Below are 21,693 nucleotides of genomic sequence, written 5' to 3'. Positions count from 1 at the left end.
TTGAGGACGAGCGCGTTCAGCGCGATACGGGGGTTCGGGGGCGGAGCCCCCGAGGATGGGACGGGTAGGGGCGGCGGGGGCGAGGAAAACAGCCCTCACACCGCCCGCCACGCCTCCAGCGCCAGCCCCGGTTCCGGCTTCCGTCGTGCCACCCTCAGTTCCCCGCCCCCGGGCACCACCGTCGCCGCGACCACCCTGCCGTCCGTGTCCTCCGTCAGCGACACCCGTGCGTCCAGCGGGAGTTGGGGGCCCGACTCGGTCCACCACGCCCCCGCCGACTCCTGCTCCGTCGGATACGCCGCGAACGCCACCCGCCCGCTCGCCGAGCGCTGCGCGAGCAACGTGCAGTCGACCTCGTCCAACGTGCAGCGGATCACCGACACCGGGCCGGGGCCCGCGCCCGGGAGAACCTCCACCGGCTCGCTCCCCGCCCGCCACGCGCACACCGTGTCCGTCTCGTCCGTGTAGAAGAGGGTCACGTGGTCGTCGGACGTGACCAGCGCCCGCAGGGTGCCCGGACGGGCCGTCACCTTGAGCGGGGTCTCGTCGAGTTCCGGGATCCAGCCGGGGCCGCCCTGCGTCCAACGCACGATGCCGTGGGGCGAGTTGCCGTACAGCTCGACGCGGCCCGAGGTCCGCGTGACCGCCGTCAGCTGCTCCTCCACCGCTTCGCCCTTCAGGTCACGCCAGGGGCCCCAGCCGCCGCGCTCCTTCTGGCCGCGCATGCTCACCCCGCCCACGGCGTTCCGCACGAAGACATGGGCGCGGCCCTCCGCGTCGACGGCGACCGCCGGTACACCGGTCCGGTCGCCCTTCTGGTTCGGGTGGCCGAGGGGCGTCCAGTCGAGGGCCGCGAGAGCCGGGCGGAAGTGGGTGGTGTGGACGAGGCCCGCCTCGCCCTTCACCGTGGGGCGCCAGGTCGCCAAGTGGGCGTACTGATCGGCGCCTTGACCGACGCCGAGCATGGGGTGCACGCGCTGGTCGCCGCCGATGCGCCTGGGTTCGAGCCAGGGCCCGCCGGGCCGGGACTCCGCGCGGCAGAGGATCCCGTCCCCCACGGCGTCGTACGTGCTCAGCCGGCCGTCGCGACCCCGTATCAGCCAGTCGCCGTTGACCGACTCGGGACGTCCCGCGGCCGTGGTCGCGGAAGGAGGAACAATGGGCACTGGACCACTTTAGTGTGCTCTTACCTTTGCCGCGCCTCCCGGCCCCCCTCATCCGGTACAGATGATTCCGGTACCAGCCGTCCCCTTACCGGCCATTCCGGTGCCTCGTGCGACCCTGGTCCCCATGAACAACCCACTGCTCGTCATCGTCGACGCCGCGAACGTCGTCGGCTCGGTTCCCGACGGCTGGTGGCGGGACCGGCGCGGGGCGGCGGAGCGGCTGCGGGACCGCCTGGTCGGGTACGAGGAAGGTGGCTTGCCTGGGCGCGCCGGGCCCCTGGAGATCGTCCTCGTTGTCGAGGGTGCCGCCCGGGGAGTCGAGTCCGTTCCCGGCGTACGGGTCGAGTCGGCGCCCGGCAGCGGGGACGACCGGATGGTCGAGCTGGTCGCCGAGGCCCAGGGGCGGGACATCCTCGTCGTCACCGCCGATCGTGAACTGCGGCGCAGGGTCGCCGAGTTGGGCGCCGACGTCACCGGGCCCCATACGGTACGCGGCGACTAGCACGCCGTACCGTACAGGGCCTCACCCTCAACTCCGCTGACCTGTCAGGTCAGTTGGTGTCCACCGTCGTCTCCTGCTGGCGTCCGAGGAGGCTGTGGGAGCGGCCGTACGCGAAGTACACGATGAAGCCGAGCACCATCCAGAGGGCGAACCGGAGCCAGGTCTCGGCGGGCAGGTTCAGCATCAGCCAGAGCGAGGCGAGCACCGACAGGATCGGGATGTACGGCACCCAAGGGGTGCGGAAGGCCCGGGGCAGGTCGGGGCGGGACCTGCGGAGGATGACCACGCCGATCGCGACGACCACGAAGGCGAACAGCGTGCCGATGTTGACCAGTTCGGCGAGTTCGCTGAGCGGGGTGAAGCCGGCGACGATCGCGATGATCACGCCGAGCAGGATCGTCGGGCGGTGCGGGGTCCTGAACCGCGGGTGGACGTGGGAGAAGAAGCGGGGCAGCAGGCCGTCGCGGCTCATCGCGAAGAAGACCCGGGTCTGGCCGAGGAGAAGGATCATGCAGACCGTTGTGAGGCCCACCGCGGCGCCGAAGCTGATGAAGCCCGCGAACCACGGGTGCCCGGTGGCCTTGAAGGCGTCGGCGAGCGGCGCGGTGATGGACAGTTCGGTGTAGTGCTGCATGCCGGTGACCACGATCGACACCAGGACGTAGAGGGTGGTGCAGATGATGAGGGAGCCGATGATGCCCCTGGGCATGTCCCGCTGCGGGTTCCTGGTCTCCTCGGCGGCGGTGGCCACCACGTCGAAGCCGATGAAGGCGAAGAACACGACGGAGGCCGCGGTGAAGATGCCCATCACACCGAAGTTGGAGGGCGCCCAGCCGAACATCAGCTGGATGAGCGGCGACTGGAGACTGTCACCGGCCGGTACCTCCTGCGCCTTCGGGACGAACGGGTCGTAGTTGTCGCTCTTGACGAAGAAGGCGCCCGCGATGATCACGGTCAGGACGACGGTCACCTTGATGGCGACGACGATCGAGGTGACGCGCGCGGAGAGCTTCGTACCGAGGACGAGGATGCCGGTCAGCACCAGGACCAGCGCGGCGGCGAGGATGTCGAAGCCGAAGCCGTCGGCGCCGTCCCGGCCGCTGAGCGCCTCCGGCAGATGCCAGCCCGCGTTGTCGAGGAGCGAGTCGATGTAACCGGACCAGCCGACGGCGACCACCGCCGTACCGAGCGCGAACTCCAGCACCAGGTCCCAGCCGATGATCCAGGCGGGCAGTTCGCCGAGCGAGGCGTACGAGAACGTGTACGCGGACCCGGCCACCGGGACCGTGGAGGCGAACTCGGCGTAGCAGAGCGCGGCGAGCGCGCAGACGACCCCGGCGACCACGAAGGCCAGGGCGACGGCGGGGCCGGCGTTGTTCTTGGCGACCGTGCCGGTGAGGACGAAGATGCCGGTGCCGATGATGACACCGACACCGAAGACCGTCAGATCCAGCGCGGACAGGGATTTCTTGAGCGCGTGCTCTGGTTCCTCGGTGTCACGGATGGACTGTTCGACCTTCTTCGTCCTGAAGAGGGTGCTGCTCACGGGCGTACCTCCCACGCTGTGTCGTCCCGGACATGATCGAGAGGGGGCGTGGTGCGCATGCCCCGGCGCGAGGGATTTCACGCTAATGGGCCGCTTTCCCCACCCTTTACGGTGGGGAAAGCGGCCCATTGGGGCTGTTCCGTGGGTCAGTCGCGGGCGGGCTCCACCGAGTCGACCTCGGACTGCTCGAACCGGCCGTCGATCTTCGAGACCAGCCCGGTGACCTGGCGGGCGATGTCGGGCGCGGTCAGGCCGATCTCCGCCATGACCTCGGCCCGCGAGGCGTGGTCCAGGAAGCGCGGCGGGATGCCGAAGTCCCGCAGCGGTACGTCGACCCCCGCGTCCCGCAGTGCCTGCGCGACGGCCGAACCGACGCCGCCCACCCGGGAGTTGTCCTCGACGGTGACGACCACGCGGTGCCGCTCGGCGAGCGGGGCCATGGCCTCGTCGACGGGCTTGACCCAGCGCGGGTCGACGACGGTGGTGGAGATGCCCTGCTGCTCAAGCAGCCCGGCGATCTCCAGGCACATGGGGGCCAGCGCGCCCACGGAGACGAGGAGCACGTCGGGCGTGTCCGTCCCCGGCTCCCGCAGTACGTCCATGCCGCCGACGCGTCCCACGGCGGGTACGGCGGGGCCGACGGCGCCCTTCGAGAAGCGGACGACGGTCGGCGCGTCGTCGACCTGGACGGCCTCACGGAGCTGGGCGCGGACCTGGTCGGCGTCGCGCGGCGCGGCGAGCCTGAGGCCCGGGACGACCTGGAGGATCGACATGTCCCACATACCGTTGTGGGAGGCGCCGTCGGTGCCGGTGACGCCGGCCCGGTCGAGCACGAACGTCACACCGCACTTGTGCAGCGCCACGTCCATGAGGACCTGGTCGAAGGCCCGGTTCAGGAAGGTGGCGTACACCGCGAAGACCGGGTGGACTCCCCCGGTGGCGAGGCCGGCCGCGGAGACGGCGCCGTGCTGCTCGGCGATGCCGACGTCGTAGATGCGGTCGGGGAAGGCGTCCGCGAACTTCTTCAGGCCGACCGGCTGGAGCATCGCGGCCGTGATGGCGACGATGTCCTCGCGCTCCTGGCCCAGCTTGACCATCTCGTCGCCGAAGACGGAGGTCCAGTCGGCGCCGGAGGCCTTGACCGGCAGGCCGGTGTCGGGGTGGATGGGGCCGATGCCGTGGAAGCGGTCGGCCTCGTCCTGGAGGGCGGGCTGGTAGCCGCGGCCCTTCTCGGTCAGGCAGTGCACGATGACGGGCCCGCCGAAGCGCTTCGCCCGCGCCAGCGCGGACTCCAGGGCCTCGATGTCGTGGCCGTCGATCGGGCCGACGTACTTGAGCCCGAGGTCCTCGAACATGCCCTGCGGGGCGATGAAGTCCTTGAGGCCCTTCTTGGCGCCGTGCAGGGTCTCGTACAGCGGCCTGCCGACGACCGGGGTCCGCTCCAGGAGGTCCTTGCCCTTGGCGAGGAACCGCTCGTAGCCGTCGGTGGTTCGCAGGGTGGCCAGGTGGTTGGCGAGGCCGCCGATGGTGGGCGCGTACGAGCGCTCGTTGTCGTTGACGACGATGACCAGCGGGCGGTCCTTGGCGTCGGCGATGTTGTTCAGCGCCTCCCAGGCCATACCGCCGGTGAGCGCCCCGTCACCGATCACGGCGACGACGTGGTGGTCGTCGCGTTTCTGGACCTGGTTGGCTTTCGCGAGGCCGTCGGCCCAGCCCAGGACCGTCGAGGCGTGCGAGTTCTCGATGATGTCGTGCTCGGACTCGGCCTGCGAGGGGTAGCCGGACAGGCCGCCCTTCATCTTCAGCTTGGAGAAGTCCTGGCGGCCGGTGAGCAGCTTGTGGACGTAGGACTGGTGGCCCGTGTCCCACAGCACCTTGTCCTTCGGCGAGTCGAAGACCCGGTGCAGCGCGATGGTCAGCTCGACGACACCGAGGTTGGGGCCGAGGTGGCCGCCGGTCTTGGAGACCGCGTCGACGAGGAAGGTCCGGATCTCCTCGGCCAGCTGGTCCAGCTGCTCCAGGCTGAGCCGGTCAAGATCACGCGGTCCCCTGATGCGGGTCAGCAGCGGCACCCGTGCCTCCTTGCAGTAGAGCTGATCGAGCTTTCGCCGGGCGTGTCGAGTCTAGTGTTCCGCCTTCGCGAACAACGCCCGACCTCTGCGTGATACGTCACGCGATCGGCCGTACCCAAGAATGACGTTGTCTATGACACGCCTGTGCCCGGCACCAAGAAACGATGCCGGGCACATTTGTATGAAAGTGCGCCGCAGGCGCAACTTTCAGGGGCGCGGGGAACTGCGCGACAAGCCACGCACGGGCCGCAGTCGGACAACCACCGCAACCCCTACGGCGCCATCACGCTCGACCGGCCGCCTTCTGGCTCTTACGGGACACGGAGTCAATAACAACCGCACCCAACAGCACCGCACCAGTGATCATGTACTGGATCGACGTGTTCATGTTCAGCAGATCCAGACCCGTCTGGATCGACTGGATCACCAACATACCCAGCAGCGCGGACCACACCGTGCCCCGCCCACCGAAGAGACTCGTCCCACCGATGACCGCCGCCGCGATCGCCAGCATCAGCGTGTTACCGCCACCCGACGTCAGCGAGGCGCTCTGCGTCTGGCCGGCGAAGAACATGCCGCCGATCGCCGCGAACCCACCGGCGATCGCGAAGACCGCGATCCGGATCAGCGGAACGTTGATACCCGCACGCCGCGCCGCCTCGATACCGCCGCCGACCGCGAAGACCTTGCGGCCGAACGTCGTACGCCGCAGCACGAAGTCCACGATCACCAGGCACGCGAGGAAGATCACCAGCGCGTTGGACACGCCGGAGGCGGAGTTCAGCACGTACGCCGAGACGAACGCGGCCACCGCGAGCGCACCGACGCGCAGCGCGATCTCGGCGTTGGTCCGGTAGGGCACTCCCGCGGCCTTGCGGCGGCGCTGCTCGATGAGCGATCCGGCGAGCAGGGAGACGACTCCGAGGCCGGCCAGCAGGTAGGCGCCGATGATGGCCTGGTCCATGAAGAAGGACCGCTGCCCGAGGAGGTGCACCGGGCCGTTGTCGGGGATGTTGATGGTGCCGGTCGAGCCGAGCAGCCACAGCATCAGGCCGTTCCAGCCGAGGAAGCCGGCCAGGGTGACCACGAAGGCCGGTACGCCGAGCTTGGCGAAGAACCAGCCGTGCAGGCTGCCGATACCGATGCCGACAGCGATGGTCAGCAGCAGGGCGAGCCAGACGTTCACCCCGTGGTTGACCACGAACACGGCGAACAGTGTGGACGCCAGGCCGCTGACGGAGGCGACGGACAGGTCGATCTCGCCGAGCAGCAGCACGAACACCAGGCCGATGGCGATCATGCCGGTGGCCGACAGATAGAAGCTGATGTTGGACAGGTTCTCGGCGCTGAGGAACCGGTCGTTCTTCAGCTGGAAGATCGTCCAGATGACGATCAGGCCGATGACGACCGGCAGGGAGCCGATCTCGCCGCCCTTCACCTTGCGCTTGAACTCGGTCCAGTAGCCCTTCAGGCCCTCTTCGCGGACCAGCAGCCGCGGGTCGACGACCTGTACGGCCGCGGCCGTGGGGTCGTCGGCGGGGGCCACGGTGGCCTGAGTCTCGACCACGCCGTCCTTCTTCGCTGTCTTCGACGTGTCGCTCACTTCGCGGCCTCCGTGCTGCGACGGCCCGCACGACGGGTCACGGCGTTTTCCGTGGCCCCGGTGATGGCGGAGATGATCTCTTCCTGACTGGTGTCCTTCACGGAGAAGGAACCGTTGTTCTTGCCCAGGCGCAGCACGGCGACGGTGTCGGCGACCGCCTTGACGTCGGCCATGTTGTGGCTGATGAGGATGACGCCGAGGTTGCGCTCGCGCAGCCGCTCGACGAGGTCGAGGACCTGTGCGGTCTGCTCGACGCCGAGGGCGGCGGTGGGCTCGTCGAGGATGACGACCTTGGGGTCGCCGATCAGCGCGCGGGCGATGGCGACGACCTGGCGCTGACCGCCGGAGAGGCTCGCGATCGGGATGCGCACGCTGGGGATGCGGATGGAGAGCGTGCTCAGCAGTTCACGCGAGTTCTTCTCCATCGTGACCTCGTCGATGACGCCGCGGCGCAGCAGCTCGCGTCCGAGGTAGAGGTTGCCGACCACATCGAGGTTGTCGCACAGCGCGAGGTCCTGGTAGACCGTCGCGACGCCGAGTCCCTGGGCGTCGTGCGGCTTGTTGATGCTGACCGGACTGCCCTCCCACTCGATGACGCCGTCATCGATGGGATGCACACCCGCGATCGTCTTGACCAGGGTGGACTTTCCTGCGCCGTTGTCGCCGACGAGCGCGACCACTTCTCCGGCGTGGACCTCCAGTTCGACATCGGTGAGGGCCTGCACCGCACCGAATCGCTTGGAGACTCCGCGCAACGCCAACACGGGCGTAGCGGACACGTGAACCATCTCCTTCGCCGCCTGACCGGCGGGGATGCCGCGCTGTCAATAGGCGCGGAGGGTTGTGCACAAGGCACTGGTTTACAAGGTGAACATGCGCGATTCCGCTGCCGATGGCAACGGTTCCGCCCGACGCCCGTCCCGGCAGCGGGGTATGAAAGCCGGGGCGGGCGTCGGACAGGTCTCGCGGGACCGCCGGGCGGTCATGTCCGGGTGGACGCCCGTGAGAGCGCCCACCCGGTGCCGGCAGTCAAGGTGTGCCTACTGAAGACCCGCGGTCTTGCAGGCGGCGGCGAACTCGCCGGCGCAGATCTCGGCGACCGTGTACAGCTTGTCCTTGATCACGGTGTCCTCGATGTTGTCCTTCGTCAGCGTGACCGGGGTCAGCAGGTTCGAGGGCACCTCGTCACCGGAACCGCTGGTCTGCGTCGTGCTGGCGAGCGAGTCGATGCTCTTGTCCTCCAGCAGGGCGACGGCCAGCTCGGCGGCGCCGTCGGCCTCCGGCTTGTACGCCTTGTAGATCGTGCTGGCCTGCGTGCCGGCGAGGATCCGCTGGATGCTGCTGAGCTCGGCGTCCTGACCGGTCAGCGGGACGGTGCTGATGCCCGCGCCCTTGAGGACGGTGGCGATACCGCCGGCCATGCCGTCGTTGGCCGAGTAGACGCCCGCGATGTTCTTGGCGCCCAGCTGGGTGATGGCGGCGGACATCTTCTGGGCGGCGACCTTGTCGTCCCAGTCGCCGGCCTGCTCGTAGGCGATGTCGACCTTGCCGTCGAGGACGCTGTGGGCGCCCTTCTTGAACAGCCCGGCGTTCGGGTCCGAGGCCAGACCGTTGATCATGACGACCTTGGCCTTCGGGGTGGCCTTGGCGCCCAGCGCGTCGAGCAGGGACTGGCCCTGGAGCTCGCCGACCTTCTCGTTGTCGAAGGAGATGTACGCGGAGACCGGGCCCTGGGCCAGACGGTCGTACGCGACGACCTTGATGCCCTTGTCGACGGCGGCCTGGATCGAGGACTTGATCGCGGCGGAGTCGACGGCGCTGATCGCGATGACCTTGACGCCCTTGGTGATCATGCTGCTGACCTGCTGGGCCTGGGTGGCCGCACTGCCGGCCGCGTTGGCGTACTCCAGGGTGCAGTCGGAGCACAGCTCCTTGACCTTGGCGTCGAAGTACGGCTTGTCGAACTTGGCGTACCGGGTGGTGACGCTGTCGGGCAGGAGCAGGCCGATCGACTTGTCGCCGCCGGAGCTGCTGCCGCTGTCGTCCTTGTCGTCTCCGGCCTTGCCACAGGCGGCCACAGCGAGAGCCATGGAGATTGCTGTGGTACCGATCACGACTCTACGCATCATCGCGTTCATTTGGGGGTGCCTCCCTGACAGGGCCGCAACGCTGCGGCCGAGGTGGCTGGAAGTCAACTCGGCCACACGTGCGACGTCAAGAAGTAAATCCTTAACGGGTTGGCAACGGCTTTGTTCGTTCTCTAGGTGAAGACAGGAGTTGCTGTGGTCAGCGCACCGTCCAAAAGGGTCGAATCACCCATCTCACTCAGCGCGAGGGCGAGTGCTCCGAGCACCTCCGCACGGCCTCCAAGTGCCCCTGGGAGAACGGACAGTTGCCGTGCCGCACTGGGGATCGCATAGCGGCCTACGGACTCTCTGATGGGACCGAGCACCAGCTCACCGGCCTCGGCGAGATCACCACCGAGGACCACCCGGCTCGGGTTCAGCAGATTGCAGAGATTGGCGACTCCACTGCCGATGTGTCGGCCGACGTCGGCGATCACGCGACGGCAGCCCGGGTCACCGTCCCGCGCCAGCCGCACGACACCTTCCATGGTCAGGTCGGTTCCGTGGCTGGACTGGAGGAGCGGAAGCACATAGCGCGCCGCCGCGAAGGTCTCCAGGCAGCCCCGGTTTCCGCAACGGCAGACGGGGCCGGATTCATCAAGAGTAATATGCCCGATTTCTCCCGCTGTGCCACCCGGACCCCGGTAGATCTTCCCACTGATCACCAGTCCGGCCCCGACACCGCTCGCGACCTTGATGTACGCCAGGTCGCGCACCCCCCGGCCACTGCCCCAGACCAGCTCGCCGAGGGCGCCGAGATTGGCGTCGTTGTCCACGTGCACCGGCACGCCCAGGCGCCCCCGCAGCTCCTCGCCGGGTCTGGTGCCGCTCCAGCCGGGCAGGATCGCGCTGGAGCCCAGCGTGCCCGACTCCACGTCGATCGGACCCGGTACGCCCAGGCCCACACCGGCGATCTTGGAACGGTCGACGCCCGTTGCTGCGATCAGGCGATTGACCAGCTCTTCCGCCCGGTCGAAGCCCTGCGCGGCGGAGGCGTCCACGTCCAGCGGCTCGGACTCCTCGGCCAGCACCTGGTGGGCCAGGTTGCCGATCGCGACCCGCAGATGCGTGTGCCCGAAGTCGACCCCGATCACGATCCCGGCGTCGCCGCTCAGCGAGACGGCCCGGGCCCTGCGGCCACCCGCCGAAGTGGGCGTGACCTCGACCGTTCCGCCGTCCTTCAGCTCGCGCACGATGTTGGAGACCGTGGCCGCGGACAGGCCGGTCGTCCTGGCGATCTCGGCCTGCGTGAGCGACCCGGCGAGGCGTACGGCCCGTACGACCCGTTCCAGGTTGGCTCGGTGCAGTGACGACTGCGACCCCGGAGTCTCCACGACGACCTCCTGCGCACGGGACCGCTTCGATGAGACCCCGTCTATGTCCAACTAGTGAACTCTAAGCTGAGCCGTTAGGGTCGCCTCCCGTCAAGAGGTTGAACTGCATCCGGGGTCTTGTACACATTGTGGCGCGCGTGCACGGTTTGCGGTATGCACGCGCGCGTACGGCGGCCGAACGAAAGGTTCCGGTTACTTCAGGGCGCCGGCCGTCAGACCCGTCACCACCTGCCGCTGGAAGATGATGTACGCGGCCAGCACCGGCAGCATCGCCATCACCAGGCCGGCGAAGAGACCCGACCAGTCGCCCTTGTAGCCCTGACTGGCGGCCAGCTGCACCAGGCCCTGGGTGAGGACCCGCTTGTCGGGGTCGGTGTTGAGCACCGTCGGCAGCATGTACTGGTTCCACTGGCCCAGGAAGTTGAAGATGCCCACGCTGATCAGCCCGGGCTTGGCCATCGGCAGCATGATCTGGAAGAAGGTCCGGGAGTGCGAGGCGCCGTCGACGAAGGCCGCCTCCGCCACCGAGGACGGCAGGGTCCGGAAGAACGAGGTCAGGAAGAAGACCGTGAACGGCAGCGAATAGGCGATGTAGACCAGGATCAGCCCGTGGAGCGTGTTCAGCAGGCCCATGTTGTTCACGACGTAGAACAGCGGGACCAGGGCCAGCATGATCGGGAAGCTCATGCCGCCGATGAACAGGTAGTAGATGAACCGGTTGCCCGGGAACTCGAATCGGGCCAGGACATACGCGGCCATCGAGCCCAGCACCAGGGTGCCGATGAGTGAACCGGCCACCACCAGAATGGTGTTGAGGAAGTAGTCGCTCATGTTGGCGTCGGTCCAGGCCCGCGCCCAGTTGTCGAAATGCAGCTCGTCCGGCAGGGACCAGGGCGAGCTGAAGATGGCGTTGTCGTCCTTGAAGGACGTCATCACCGCCCACAGGAGCGGCATCACGACCATGAACGCCCACAGGATGAGCATGCCGTGCGAGAACACGTTGAGGACCCTGCCCTCACGCTTCTCCCGGGCGCCCTTCGCGGCTGCGTCCGTCTTGCGCACGGGCCCTCCGGCCTGCTGGGGAACCGTGTCCGACGGTGTGCTGTCGGTCGTCTTCATAGGTGTCAGTACTCCAGCCGCTCGCGCCGGCCCAGCCGCATCACGAGGGCCGCGAAGGCCAGCGTGACGACCAGCAGGGCGACCCCGATGGTGGTTGCGTAGGCGGCCTGACCGTCACGGAAGGCCTTCTGGTACACGTACAGGACCATGACGGTCGTCGAGTAGTCCGGACCACCGGGCCCGGTCGTCATGATCTGTACGACCGCGAACGACTCGGCGCCCAGCGCGAGGATGCCCATGTAGACCCAGCCGGACTGCACGGTGTCCCACAGCAGCGGCAGGGTGATCCGGAAGAACGTGGTGGCCCGGCCCGCGCCGTCGAGCAGCGCGGCCTCGTACAGATCCGCGGGGATGGAGGCCATGCCCGCGGAGAACAGCACCACGAAGAAGCCGACCGTCGACCAGACCAGCACCGCCATCACACACCACAGGGCGAGGTCCGGGTCGCCCAGCCAGAGCGGCTGGACGCTGTCGAGACCGATGCCGCGCAGCAGCGAGTTGATCGCACCGCTCTCCGGGTTGTACGCGAAGGCGAACAGCAGCGCGACGATCGCGATCGACAGGACCTGTGGAAAGAAGTAGACGATTTTGTAGAACGAGGAACCGCGGACCCCGGAAATCACCGGTCCGCCGCGGCGCCGCTTCCCGCCCACATTGATCATGAAGGCGAAGAACAGCGCCAGACTGATCGTCACCAGCGGCAGCAGCAACGCGAACAGGAGGCTGTGCTGCAACGACTTCCAGAAGATCTCGTCGTCGAGCATCCTCTTGTAGTTGTCGAGGCCGACCATCTTGAATTCCGGGCTCAGTCCGGTCCAGTCCGTGAACGAGTAATAGATGGACTGGATGAACGGCCAGACGACGAACAGTACGTACAGCCCCAGAGGGACCGCCAGGAATCCCACGATGAAGCGGTACTTGCCGTGCTGCATTACCACAGACCCCGTTCCGTACGCGGGTGCCGCCGCCGGTGACAGATCATCGGGTGCCGGTCACTGGTGCTTGTAGTGCTTGATCGACGTGTCCTTCGCGGTCGCGTCCGCGAAGTCCTGGATCTTCTTGATGGCCTCGGCCGGGGTGAGCCGCCCGGCCATCATCTCGCCGAGCCCCGAGACCCCGATCTGCTCCTTCTGGAGCTGCACGTACCAGTCCTGCAGCCGCGGGTTGACGACGTTGTCGCCGGCCTTCTCCAGCGCCGCCACACCGGACTTGAGGCCCGGGGTGAGGGTGATGCCGTCGGTGCCGCCGTTGTACGCGGTCAGCGACTTGACCTTGGTGGTGAAGTTCTTCGAGGACGCCTCGCTGAGCATGATGCGCAGCTGCTCCATGCCGCCCGCCGTGTTCTTCGCCTTGGCCGGGACGATGAACGGCTCGCCGCCGGAGGCCCAGATCGTGCCGAACGGCAGCTTGTCGGAGCTGTCGATGCCCGTCGGCGCGGAGACGGCGAGGTCGAAGTCGGCCGGCATGACGTTCGCCGACTCGTTCTCCACCCAGGAGCCGTTCGGGATGAACAGCGCCTTGCCCTTGGCCCACGCGGTCTGCGACTGGATGTGGTCCAGACCGGGGGTGCCCTGAAGGACGTACCCCTTCTTGTACAGCTCGTAGTACGCCTCGAAACAGGCCTTGACAGCCGGGGCCTTCCAGGCGTTGGGCTCCAGGTTGTCGATCGCGTCGAGGACCTCGACGCCGCCGACCTTGCCGATCATCGCGTAGAGCGAGAAGGGCAGGTAGTACGGGTACTTGCCCGCGTAGGTCCAGCCGGCCATGCCCTTTTTCTTGGCCTTCTCGCACACGGCGAGCATCTCGTCCCACGTCTCCGGGTAGGTGGCGTCGAGCGAGTCCAGGGCCTTCTGGGAGTACCAGACGCCGTACACCGTGTAGGCGTAGTACATGATCCAGACCGGGTCGCCGTCGAGCTGGCCCATCTCGACGATGCCCGGCCGCAGGGTGTCGCGGACCTTCTTGTTCGGGTCGTCGTAGGACGGGGCGTCCAGCAGCGGGGTGAGGTCGGCGAGCTGACTCTTGCCGGCCAGCACGCCCATGTCCATCTGCTCGGCGCCGGAGTTGTCGATCAGGTCCGGCGGGGTGCCCTGGTTGAAGCGGGGCTGGAGCGTGGACTGGATCTTCTGGGTGGCGGAGAACTTGACCTTCGCCTTGGGGAAGTTCGTCTCGTAGACCTTGACCGCGTCCTCGGCGTACTCCTTGCCGAAACCGCCGTCGAACAGCACGAACTCCATCTGCGCCGTGTCGTTGACGGCGAGCGGGTTCTTCGCGGTCTTCTCGCCGGCCTCGGCCTTGTCCTCGTCTCCTCCGCCGCCGCTCGCACACGCGGACAGGAAGCTCATCGTGGGGACGGAGATCAGACCGAGCGCTGCGGAACGCTTGATCAGATCGCGGCGGCCCACACCGTTCACAGGGGTGGTACCGGTGGTGCGGCTCTCGCCGGAGGTGGATCCCATGCTCAAGTCCTCGCCTTCTCCAGGACTCAGGCGGTGAACCGGATCCTCCCGGCACCGCGGTCGGGTCGTACTGGGTCGTGCAGGAAGTACTTAGTGCGTGATGTGCCTTGATCAGAGGGAATACCCGGCGGGCCGCGCGTTCAGCACGTCAAACCACCCTTCCGGCTCTCCCCGCACCTGTCGCCGACCGGTCGAACAGTGGCAGACGCCGACAGGTATAGTCCACTTCCCGTCAAAGGGGCAAGATCGAATGCAGGGTTGGCCGCGGGTCTTTTCCGAGTTGAGACCTCGCGGAAATATGCGGACCGCACGCATCCCTTTGAGCGGGAAATTCGCGATATTGGGCCCGAATGCCACACCCAACGCCCTTGACACCACTGGCCACTTGACTCCCTACTGGTTCCTGCGCAGCCAAGGTGACAACGTTGTCCAGGTGGCAGGGAGGGTGCTCTCGCATGCGGTATGGAGTTCGGCACAGGGCTCGGTACGGATGGGAGTTCAGATCAATTTCGGCCATCACGGCGGTGTTCGCACTGGTGATCGGCGGGCAGGGCGCGGCAATCGCGCTGCCCGCCGCCGCACCGGCCGCCGGCGGGGAGTTCGTCTCCTCGTTCGAGGCGGGTGAACCGGCGCCCGACTGGCTGAACACCGTCGACACCGCGCCGGACGGCACGAAGCGGGCCGCCGGTGTCGACGGCGGCTTCAGCAGCGGTATCCCGGGCGGTGTCACCGACCGGGTGACGGACGTACGGGCGAGCAGCGAGAACACCGCCGGGGGCGAGGTGAAGGAGAACCTCGTCGACGGCGAGCCGGGCACGAAGTGGCTGACGTTCGCGCCGACCGGCTGGGTGGAGTTCGACCTGGACGCGCCGGTCAGGATCGTCACGTATGCGCTGACCTCGGCCAACGACCACGCCGAGCGCGATCCCGTGGACTGGACGCTCCAGGGCTCAGCGGACGGGACGACGGGCTGGCAGACCCTCGACAGCCGCTCCGGCGAATCGTTCGCGGAGCGGTTCCAGACCAAGTCGTACGACCTCGCCGAGCCCGCCGCCTACCAGCACTTCCGGCTGGACATCGGGCGGAACAACGGCGGCACCATCACCCAGCTCGCCGATGTCCAGTTCTCGACGGGCGGCGGTGACGCGCCGGCGCCCCGGGACATGCTGTCGCTGGTCGACCAGGGCCCGAGCGGCTCGCCGACCGCGAAGGCGCGCGCCGGTTTCACGGGCAAACGGGCGCTGCGGTACGCCGGTACGCATCTGGCGGACGGGCGGGCGTACTCGTACAACAAGGTGTTCGACGTGAACGTGGCCGTCGGGCGGGACACCGAGCTGTCGTACCGGGTCTTCCCGTCGATGGCGGACGGCGATCTCGACTACGACGCCACGAACGTGTCGGTGGACCTCGCCTTCACGGACGGCACTCTTCTGAGTGAACTCTCGGCGGTCGACCAGCACGGCTTCGCGCTGACGCCTCGGGGGCAGGGCGCGGCCAAGGTGCTGTACGTCAACCAGTGGAACCATGTGGCCTCGCGGATCGGCGCGGTGGCGCGGGGGAAGACCGTCGACCGGGTGCTGGTGGCGTACGACTCGCCGGCCGGGCCCGCGAAGTTCCGGGGCTGGATCGACGACGTGTCGCTCCGGACCGTCGCCCCCGAGCCGCCCCGCGAACATCTGTCCGACTATGCGGTGACGACCCGGGGCACCAACTCCAGTGGCGGGTTCTCGCGGGGCAACAACTTCCCGGCGACGGCCGTGCCGCACGGCTTCAACTTCTGGACGCCGGTGACCAACGCGGGCTCGTTGAGCTGGCTGTACGACTACGCGCGGGCCAACAACGCCGACAACCTGCCGACGATCCAGGCGTTCAGCGCGAGTCATGAGCCGAGCCCCTGGATGGGCGACCGGCAGACCTTCCAGGTGATGCCGTCGGCCGCCGCAGGTACCCCGGACACCGGGCGTACGGCACGGGCGCTGGCCTTCCGGCACGAGAACGAGACCGCGCGGCCGTATTACTACGGGGTGACCTTCGAGAACGGCATGAAGTCGGAGATCGCGCCGACGGACCACGCGGCAGCCCTGCGCTTCACCTACCCGGGCGACGACGCGAGCGTCCTGTTCGACAACGTGACGGACCAGGCGGGCCTGACCCTCGACAAGGCGACCGGCACCTTCACCGGCTACTCCGACGTGAAGTCGGGGCTGTCGACGGGGGCGACCCGGCTGTTCGTGTACGGGGTGTTCGACGCGCCGGTGGCGGAGGGCTCGTCGAGCGGGGTCAAGGGCTATCTGCGCTTCGACGCAGGCGAGGACCGGACGGTCACCCTGCGCATCGCGACCTCCCTCATCAGCATCGACCAGGCCAAGGACAACCTGCGCCAGGAGATCCCGGACGGCACGTCCTTCGAGGCGGTGAAGGCCGGTGCGCAGCGGCAGTGGGACGGGCTGCTCGGGAAGGTCGAGGTCGAGGGGGCGACGTCGGACCAGCTGACGACGCTGTACTCCAGCCTGTACCGGCTGTACCTGTACCCCAACTCCGGCTTCGAGAAGGTCGGTTCGAAGTACCAGTACGCGTCGCCGTTCTCCCCGATGCCGGGTCCCGACACCCCGACGCACACCGGGGCGAAGATCGTGGACGGCAAGGTGTACGTCAACAACGGCTTCTGGGACACGTATCGGACTACTTGGCCCGCTTACTCTCTCCTGACGCCTCGTCAGGCGGGTGAGATGGTCGACGGGTTCGTGCAGCAGTACAAGGACGGCGGCTGGACCTCGCGCTGGTCCTCCCCCGGGTACGCCGACCTGATGACGGGCACGTCGTCGGACGTGGCGTTCGCGGACGCCTATGTGAAGGGGGTCGGTTTCGACGCGAAGTCGGCGTACGACGCGGCCGTGAAGAACGCGACCGTCGTACCCCCGTCGGCGGGCGTGGGCCGCAAGGGCATGGCGACCTCCCCGTTCCTCGGCTACACGAGCACGGACACGCACGAGGGCCTGTCGTGGGCGCTGGAGGGCTACCTCAACGACTACGGCATCGCCCGGATGGGCCAGCAGCTGTACCGCGAGACGGGGCAGCGGCGGTACAAGGAGGAGTCCGAGTACTTCCTCAACCGGGCCCAGGACTATGTGCGGTTGTTCGACAAGCAGGCCGGTTTCTTCCAGGGCAGGAACGCCCAGGGCGACTGGCGGGTGGAGTCGTCGGCGTACGACCCGCGCGTCTGGGGATACGACTACACGGAGACCAACGGCTGGGGTTACGCCTTCACCGCTCCGCAGGACAGCCGGGGCCTGGCGAATCTGTACGGCGGCCGGTCGGGCCTGGCGGACAAGCTCGACGAGTACTTCGCGACACCGGAGACGGCCTCGCCGGAGTTCGTGGGCTCGTACGGCGGGGTCATCCACGAGATGACGGAGGCCCGGGACGTCCGGATGGGCATGTACGGCCACTCCAACCAGGTGGCCCACCACGTCAACTACATGTACGACGCGGCGGGCCAGCCCTGGAAGACGCAGAAGAACGTCCGCGAGGTGTTGTCCCGCCTCTACACGGGCAGCGAGATCGGCCAGGGCTACCACGGTGACGAGGACAACGGCGAGCAGTCGGCCTGGTACCTGTTCTCGGCGCTGGGCTTCTACCCGTTGGTCATGGGCAGCGGCGAATACGCCATCGGCTCCCCGCTGTTCACGAAGGCGACGGTCCATCTGGAGAACGGCCGGGACCTGGTGGTCAAGGCCCCGAAGAACAGCGCACGGAACGTGTACGTCCAAGGCTTGAAGGTCAACGGCAAGTCCTGGACGTCGACTTCACTCCCCCACTCGGTCGTCTCCCGGGGCGGCACCCTGGAGTTCGACATGGGCCCCGAGCCCTCGACATGGGGAACCTCCAAGAACGCGGCCCCGGTGTCGATCGCCCAGGACGACAAGGTGCCGACGCCTCGGACGGATGCGGTGGTGGGTGAGGGGGCGCTGTTCGACAACACGTCGGCGACGAACGCGACGGTGACGTCGTCCGTGAACCTGCCGCTCGCCGGTCGCACGAAGGCCGTCCAGTACACGCTGACATCGGCGGACCGGACCGCGGCCCCGACGGGCTGGGTGTTGCAGGGCTCCTCGGACGGCACCAACTGGCGGACGCTGGACCGGCGTTCGGGTGAGTCGTTCCAGTGGGACAGGCAGACCCGGGCGTTCTCGGTGACGTTCGCGGGGTCGTATGCGCGGTACCGGCTGGTGTTCGACGGTGAGCCGACGTTGGCGGAGGTGGAGTTGCTGAGCTGAGCGGCTGATCGGCTCTCGGTGTGTGGTGGAGCGGGCTCGGGGGTTTTACTCCGGGCCCGCTTCGCTGTTCAGGGCGGGGGGAGCACCTGGGGAACTGTCAGCCGGTCGCGAGGGTGAAGACGTGCACGTTGGCATTGGCCGGGAGACGTACGCTCGCGATGCTTCGGCCCGCCGGGGCCTTGAACGGGCTGGTCGCGAAGACGTACGTCGGGATCGGGTCCCGGCCCGCTCCCGAGACGTTCCGGTACGCCGTCCTCGCCACGACCTCGTTGCCGTACTGGACGGTTCCCGTGCCGCCGCCGAGGGTCCAGTCGGTGAGGGCCAGGTCGGTCGTGGCGGTGGTGCCGTCGGTGTAGGTGACGGTCACCTGTGTTCGCTGGTTGCCGAAGACTCCGCTGCCGATGAACGACAATCGGGTTGCTGGAGTGGCTAGTTGGATCGTCTGGGCCGTCGACGAGGCGTTGTCCGGGCGGCCCGGTGGAGAGGTCGGCCAGCTGAAGGTCAGGCCCGTCGGCAGGGTGGTCTGGGTGCCCGGGGACAGGCCCGCCGCTGCCAGGGCCTGGCGGGAGTAGCTCCAGCCGCCGCCGTCGTAGTCGGCCTCGGTGTGGTCGCCGGTGTCGTCTGAGGTGCCCGTGTTGTTGTAGGCGGCGAGGAGGGAGCCGGGGGCCGCCACCGTGAGGGAGATCGGCTGCTCGTACGCCGTGTCCGTCGACGTGACCTTGATCCTCGCCTCGTAGAAGCCCTGGTCGGTCGTGGCCGGTGCGGCGAGCGTGATGCGCTGGGTGCCGTTGGCCACCCTGCCGGACGCCGGCGTTGCCGTTACCCCCGGCGGGGTCTCCACCTCGAAGCGCACCTCCGGGTCCTTGTCGGCGCCGCCCGTCAGGGACAGTGCGCGGATGTCCACCACCGCGCTGCCGCCCGGTGCGAGCGTCGCCGTGGTCGGGCCTACGCCGATCTGGTACGGCTGCTCGCCCGAACGGAAGGACGGTGGAGCGTCCGGTCGAGCCGTGCCCCAGGTGGGGTGCGGGGTGGCGGCGAGGGTGTAGTCCAGGGTGCCGCCATGCCGGACGAAGGACGCCGGGAGCCAAGGGCGCGTGCTCGTGCGGCCGTTGACCGTGAGGGAGTGGACGTACGGGGAGTTCGCCGCCGCTCCCCGGGCGTGGATCGAGATGTCGTTGCCGTACGGTCGGGTGATCTCGATCCTCGGGAACAGGGGTGAGGCCAGGACCAGTTCGGCTCGGGACGGTACCTGGGGGTACATGCCGAGGGCGGCGAAGACGTACCAGGAGGACATCGCACCCAGGTCGTCGTTGCCGGGGATGCCGCCGGGGCGGGTCGACCAGAGGCTCGTCATCGCCGCGCGGACCGTCTCCTGCGTTCTGTGCGGGGCGCCCGCGTAGGCGTACAGGTAGGGCACGTTGACCGAGGGTTCGTTGTCCAGCTCGGACTTCTCGCCGCCGCTGCCGGTGAGCGCCCAGCTGCCGTCGGCGTGGTGGAAGAAGGCGTCCAGGCGGTCGACCGCCTTTGCGGTGCCGCCCATTGCCGCGAACAGGCCCGCCGGGTTGTGCGGGACCATCCAGGTGTACTGGGCCGCCGTACCCTCGACGAAGCCCCTGCCGGTGGCCGGGGTGAAGCCGGGGGCCCAACTGCCGTCCGCCTTGCGGTCGGTGATGTAGCCGCCGGTGCGGTGGGCGGCGATGTTGAAGTTGTTCTGCCACCACTGGGCGCGACTCATGAACTCGGCCGCCGTGCTCTTCTGCCCTGCCGCGTCCGCCAGTTGGGACAGTGCGAAGTCCGCGCCCGACATCTCCAGCGTCTCCGCCGCGCCGCCCCACGCGTTGGACACCGACGGCATGTAGTGATGCCTCAAGTACTTGTCCAGGGAGGGGCGTTGGCCGACCGAGAGGACCGGTCTGCCCGCCGGGGACAGGTCCTGCCGCGTCGGTGTCCTCGCCGCCCGGACGAGGGAGTCCAGCGCGCCTCGTAGGTCGAAGCGCGTCCCGCCGAAGGCACGGATGCCGGCGAGGGCGGCGGGCGACGGGTCGCCGTTCATGACGTGGGTGCCGCTCGCGCCGTGCAGCCAGCGGTCCCACAACCCGCCGTTCTGGCGGGCGAGTTCGTAGAGGGACTGGGCGATGTCCGAGCCGGTGTCGGGGTCGAGGAGGGTGAGCAGCTGGACCTGGGAGCGGTAGACGTCCCAGCCGGAGAAGGTGCCGTACTGGTGGTCGTGGCTCGCGCGGACCCGGTGGACCTTGCCGTCGGCGCCCCGGTAGCGGCGGTCGGCGTCGCTGATGACGTTCGGGTGGAGGAGGGAGTGGTAGAGCGCGGTGTAGAAGGTGGTGCGTTCAGCGTCCGTGCCGCCGCCTGTCCTGATCGCGGCCAGCCTTTCCCGCCAGGCGAGTTGGGCTGCCGACCGGATCGAGGTGAAGGTGCGGGTCGGTGGGTTCTCGGCCGCCAGGTTGGCCTCGGCGCCTGCCCTGCTGACGTACGAGATACCGACCTTGACGCCCACCGGGCCCGTGCCGGGCTCGAACTCCACATATCCGCCTGCCCCTTTCCCCCTCACCGGACGGCCGCTGTCGGCGGTGAAGCCGCCCGTGCCGCCGGACGTGGACGTCGACCCCGGGCTCAGTCGGTCGTCCTGCCACGTGCCCGTCGACTTGAAGGCGCGGTCGAAGCGGGCCGTGAAGTGGAGGGTGTAGTAAGGGCGTCGGCCTTCCGGGTCGAGGTGGCCGCAGAAGTTGCCGGAGGTGACCGAGCCGGAGACCGTGCGGGCGGCGGGATCGATCGTGACCGTCGAATCCGTCGAGCCCACCTCGGAGTTGGCGGTACGGATCAGCAACGAGGCCGGCTTGTCCGCCGGGTAGGTGAAGCGGGCCGAGCCGGTGCGGGTGGTCGCCGTGAGGTCGGCGGTGACCCCGGATGCCATGCCGACCTTGTAGTGGCCCGGCTCCGCCGTCTCGTCGGCGTGGCTGAAGTCTGCCGCGTACACGGCGTCCTGGGTGTCGCTCGCCGGGGAGGACGTGACCTGTCCGGCGTACGGGAAGAACGGGATGTCGCCGCTGCCGCCCGCGCAGCCCGTGCCGGACATGTGGGTGAGGCTGAAGCCCCGGATGCGGGTGGCGTCGTAGTGGTAGCCACCGGGGGCCGCCATGGGGGTCCCCCCGCTCGAGCGAAGCCGAGAGTGGGGGAGGGTGGCGTCGCCCCGGGTGTTCTCCGGGCTCCAGGAGAGCATGCCGAAGGGGACGACCGCGCCCGGGAAGACATCGCCGCCGTTGCTGGTGCCGATGAGCGGATCGACGTACGGGGTGGGGTCCTCGACCAGGGGGATCGCGGACGCGTCCGCCGGAGTGGGGGCGCCCAGCGCCAAAGCGGCGGCGAGCAGCAGGGACGTGGGGCGGACACGCATGACGCGGACCCTCCTCCTTCGGACGGGTCGCGCACCACAGGTCGCACAAGCCGCGGGGACAGTGACGTCCGCCAGCGGTA

The 21,693-nt window shown here is 68.4% G+C and carries 13 protein-coding genes; 2 read left to right on the top strand and 11 right to left on the bottom strand.

Annotation, left to right across the window (positions count from 1 at the left end; genetic code table 11):
- Positions 1-95: 95 nt before the first annotated feature.
- Complete coding sequence (locus ACWDR4_RS36025; RefSeq protein WP_450414722.1) at positions 96-1,166, bottom strand: hypothetical protein; 1,071 nt, start codon at positions 1,164-1,166, stop codon at positions 96-98.
- Positions 1,167-1,290: 124 nt separating this feature from the next.
- Here ACWDR4_RS36025 and ACWDR4_RS36020 point away from each other — a divergent pair, with 124 nt between their 5' ends.
- Positions 1,291-1,668 (top strand): NTP pyrophosphohydrolase, encoded by a 378-nt coding sequence (locus ACWDR4_RS36020; protein ID WP_450414721.1) that lies wholly within the window; start codon positions 1,291-1,293, stop codon positions 1,666-1,668.
- Positions 1,669-1,717: 49 nt separating this feature from the next.
- Here ACWDR4_RS36020 and ACWDR4_RS36015 read toward each other — a convergent pair whose 3' ends face one another.
- From ACWDR4_RS36015 to ngcE, 9 genes are all read right to left on the bottom strand, one after another.
- A complete protein-coding gene (locus tag ACWDR4_RS36015; RefSeq protein ID WP_450414720.1) occupies positions 1,718-3,214 on the bottom strand; it encodes an amino acid permease in 1,497 nt (498 codons plus the stop codon).
- Between the two features lie 146 nt (positions 3,215-3,360).
- The gene (gene dxs, locus ACWDR4_RS36010) at positions 3,361-5,286 is read right to left on the bottom strand and encodes a 1-deoxy-D-xylulose-5-phosphate synthase (RefSeq protein ID WP_450414718.1); all 1,926 of its coding nucleotides are present in this window, start codon (positions 5,284-5,286) and stop codon (positions 3,361-3,363) included.
- A 283-nt stretch (positions 5,287-5,569) separates the two neighbouring features.
- The gene (locus tag ACWDR4_RS36005) at positions 5,570-6,889 is read right to left on the bottom strand and encodes a sugar ABC transporter permease (protein WP_450414716.1); all 1,320 of its coding nucleotides are present in this window, start codon (positions 6,887-6,889) and stop codon (positions 5,570-5,572) included.
- Positions 6,886-7,677 carry an ATP-binding cassette domain-containing protein gene (locus ACWDR4_RS36000; protein WP_389356239.1) on the bottom strand — a complete coding sequence of 264 codons (792 nt, stop codon included), beginning with the start codon at positions 7,675-7,677 and terminating at the stop codon, positions 6,886-6,888. The genes ACWDR4_RS36005 and ACWDR4_RS36000 overlap by 4 nt, the downstream gene beginning before the upstream one ends.
- Positions 7,678-7,929: 252 nt before the next feature.
- Complete coding sequence (locus tag ACWDR4_RS35995) at positions 7,930-9,027, bottom strand: sugar ABC transporter substrate-binding protein (protein WP_450414714.1); 1,098 nt, start codon at positions 9,025-9,027, stop codon at positions 7,930-7,932.
- Between the two features lie 122 nt (positions 9,028-9,149).
- Positions 9,150-10,349: an ROK family transcriptional regulator gene (locus tag ACWDR4_RS35990; RefSeq protein ID WP_450414712.1), complete on the bottom strand. Its 1,200-nt coding sequence runs from the start codon at positions 10,347-10,349 to the stop codon at positions 9,150-9,152.
- A 192-nt stretch (positions 10,350-10,541) separates the two neighbouring features.
- Positions 10,542-11,468 (bottom strand): carbohydrate ABC transporter permease, encoded by a 927-nt coding sequence (locus ACWDR4_RS35985; RefSeq protein ID WP_450414710.1) that lies wholly within the window; start codon positions 11,466-11,468, stop codon positions 10,542-10,544.
- A 5-nt stretch (positions 11,469-11,473) separates the two neighbouring features.
- Positions 11,474-12,400: a carbohydrate ABC transporter permease gene (locus tag ACWDR4_RS35980; protein WP_450414708.1), complete on the bottom strand. Its 927-nt coding sequence runs from the start codon at positions 12,398-12,400 to the stop codon at positions 11,474-11,476.
- Between the two features lie 60 nt (positions 12,401-12,460).
- Positions 12,461-13,927 (bottom strand): N-acetylglucosamine/diacetylchitobiose ABC transporter substrate-binding protein, encoded by a 1,467-nt coding sequence (gene ngcE / locus ACWDR4_RS35975; protein ID WP_450414706.1) that lies wholly within the window; start codon positions 13,925-13,927, stop codon positions 12,461-12,463.
- A 455-nt stretch (positions 13,928-14,382) separates the two neighbouring features.
- On the opposite strand from ngcE, the gene ACWDR4_RS35970 reads away from it, so the two are divergent.
- Positions 14,383-18,204: a GH92 family glycosyl hydrolase gene (locus tag ACWDR4_RS35970; protein WP_450414705.1), complete on the top strand. Its 3,822-nt coding sequence runs from the start codon at positions 14,383-14,385 to the stop codon at positions 18,202-18,204.
- A gap of 97 nt (positions 18,205-18,301) precedes the next feature.
- Here ACWDR4_RS35970 and ACWDR4_RS35965 read toward each other — a convergent pair whose 3' ends face one another.
- Entirely contained in the window at positions 18,302-21,613 is a 3,312-nt protein-coding gene (locus tag ACWDR4_RS35965; RefSeq protein ID WP_450414703.1) for a GH92 family glycosyl hydrolase, read from the bottom strand.
- Positions 21,614-21,693: the final 80 nt, after the last annotated feature.

Source organism: Streptomyces sp. NPDC000878 (genome assembly GCF_053599695.1).
The sequence above is the reverse complement of the archived record's forward strand: the minus strand, read 5'-3'. Positions and strand labels throughout refer to the sequence as shown.

What these genes read in the sequence shown, in the direction of transcription:
- ACWDR4_RS36020 (WP_450414721.1), top strand. Translation starts at nt 1,291, where the DNA reads ATGAACAACCCACTGCTCGTCATCGTCGACGCCGCGAACGTCGTCGGC.
- ACWDR4_RS36000 (WP_389356239.1), bottom strand. Translation starts at nt 7,677, where the DNA reads ATGGTTCACGTGTCCGCTACGCCCGTGTTGGCGTTGCGCGGAGTCTCC.
- ACWDR4_RS35995 (WP_450414714.1), bottom strand. Translation starts at nt 9,027, where the DNA reads ATGAACGCGATGATGCGTAGAGTCGTGATCGGTACCACAGCAATCTCC.
- ACWDR4_RS35985 (WP_450414710.1), bottom strand. Translation starts at nt 11,468, where the DNA reads ATGAAGACGACCGACAGCACACCGTCGGACACGGTTCCCCAGCAGGCC.
- ACWDR4_RS35980 (WP_450414708.1), bottom strand. Translation starts at nt 12,400, where the DNA reads ATGCAGCACGGCAAGTACCGCTTCATCGTGGGATTCCTGGCGGTCCCT.
- ngcE (WP_450414706.1), bottom strand. Translation starts at nt 13,927, where the DNA reads ATGGGATCCACCTCCGGCGAGAGCCGCACCACCGGTACCACCCCTGTG.
- ACWDR4_RS35970 (WP_450414705.1), top strand. Translation starts at nt 14,383, where the DNA reads ATGCGGTATGGAGTTCGGCACAGGGCTCGGTACGGATGGGAGTTCAGA.
- ACWDR4_RS35965 (WP_450414703.1), bottom strand. Translation starts at nt 21,613, where the DNA reads ATGCGTGTCCGCCCCACGTCCCTGCTGCTCGCCGCCGCTTTGGCGCTG.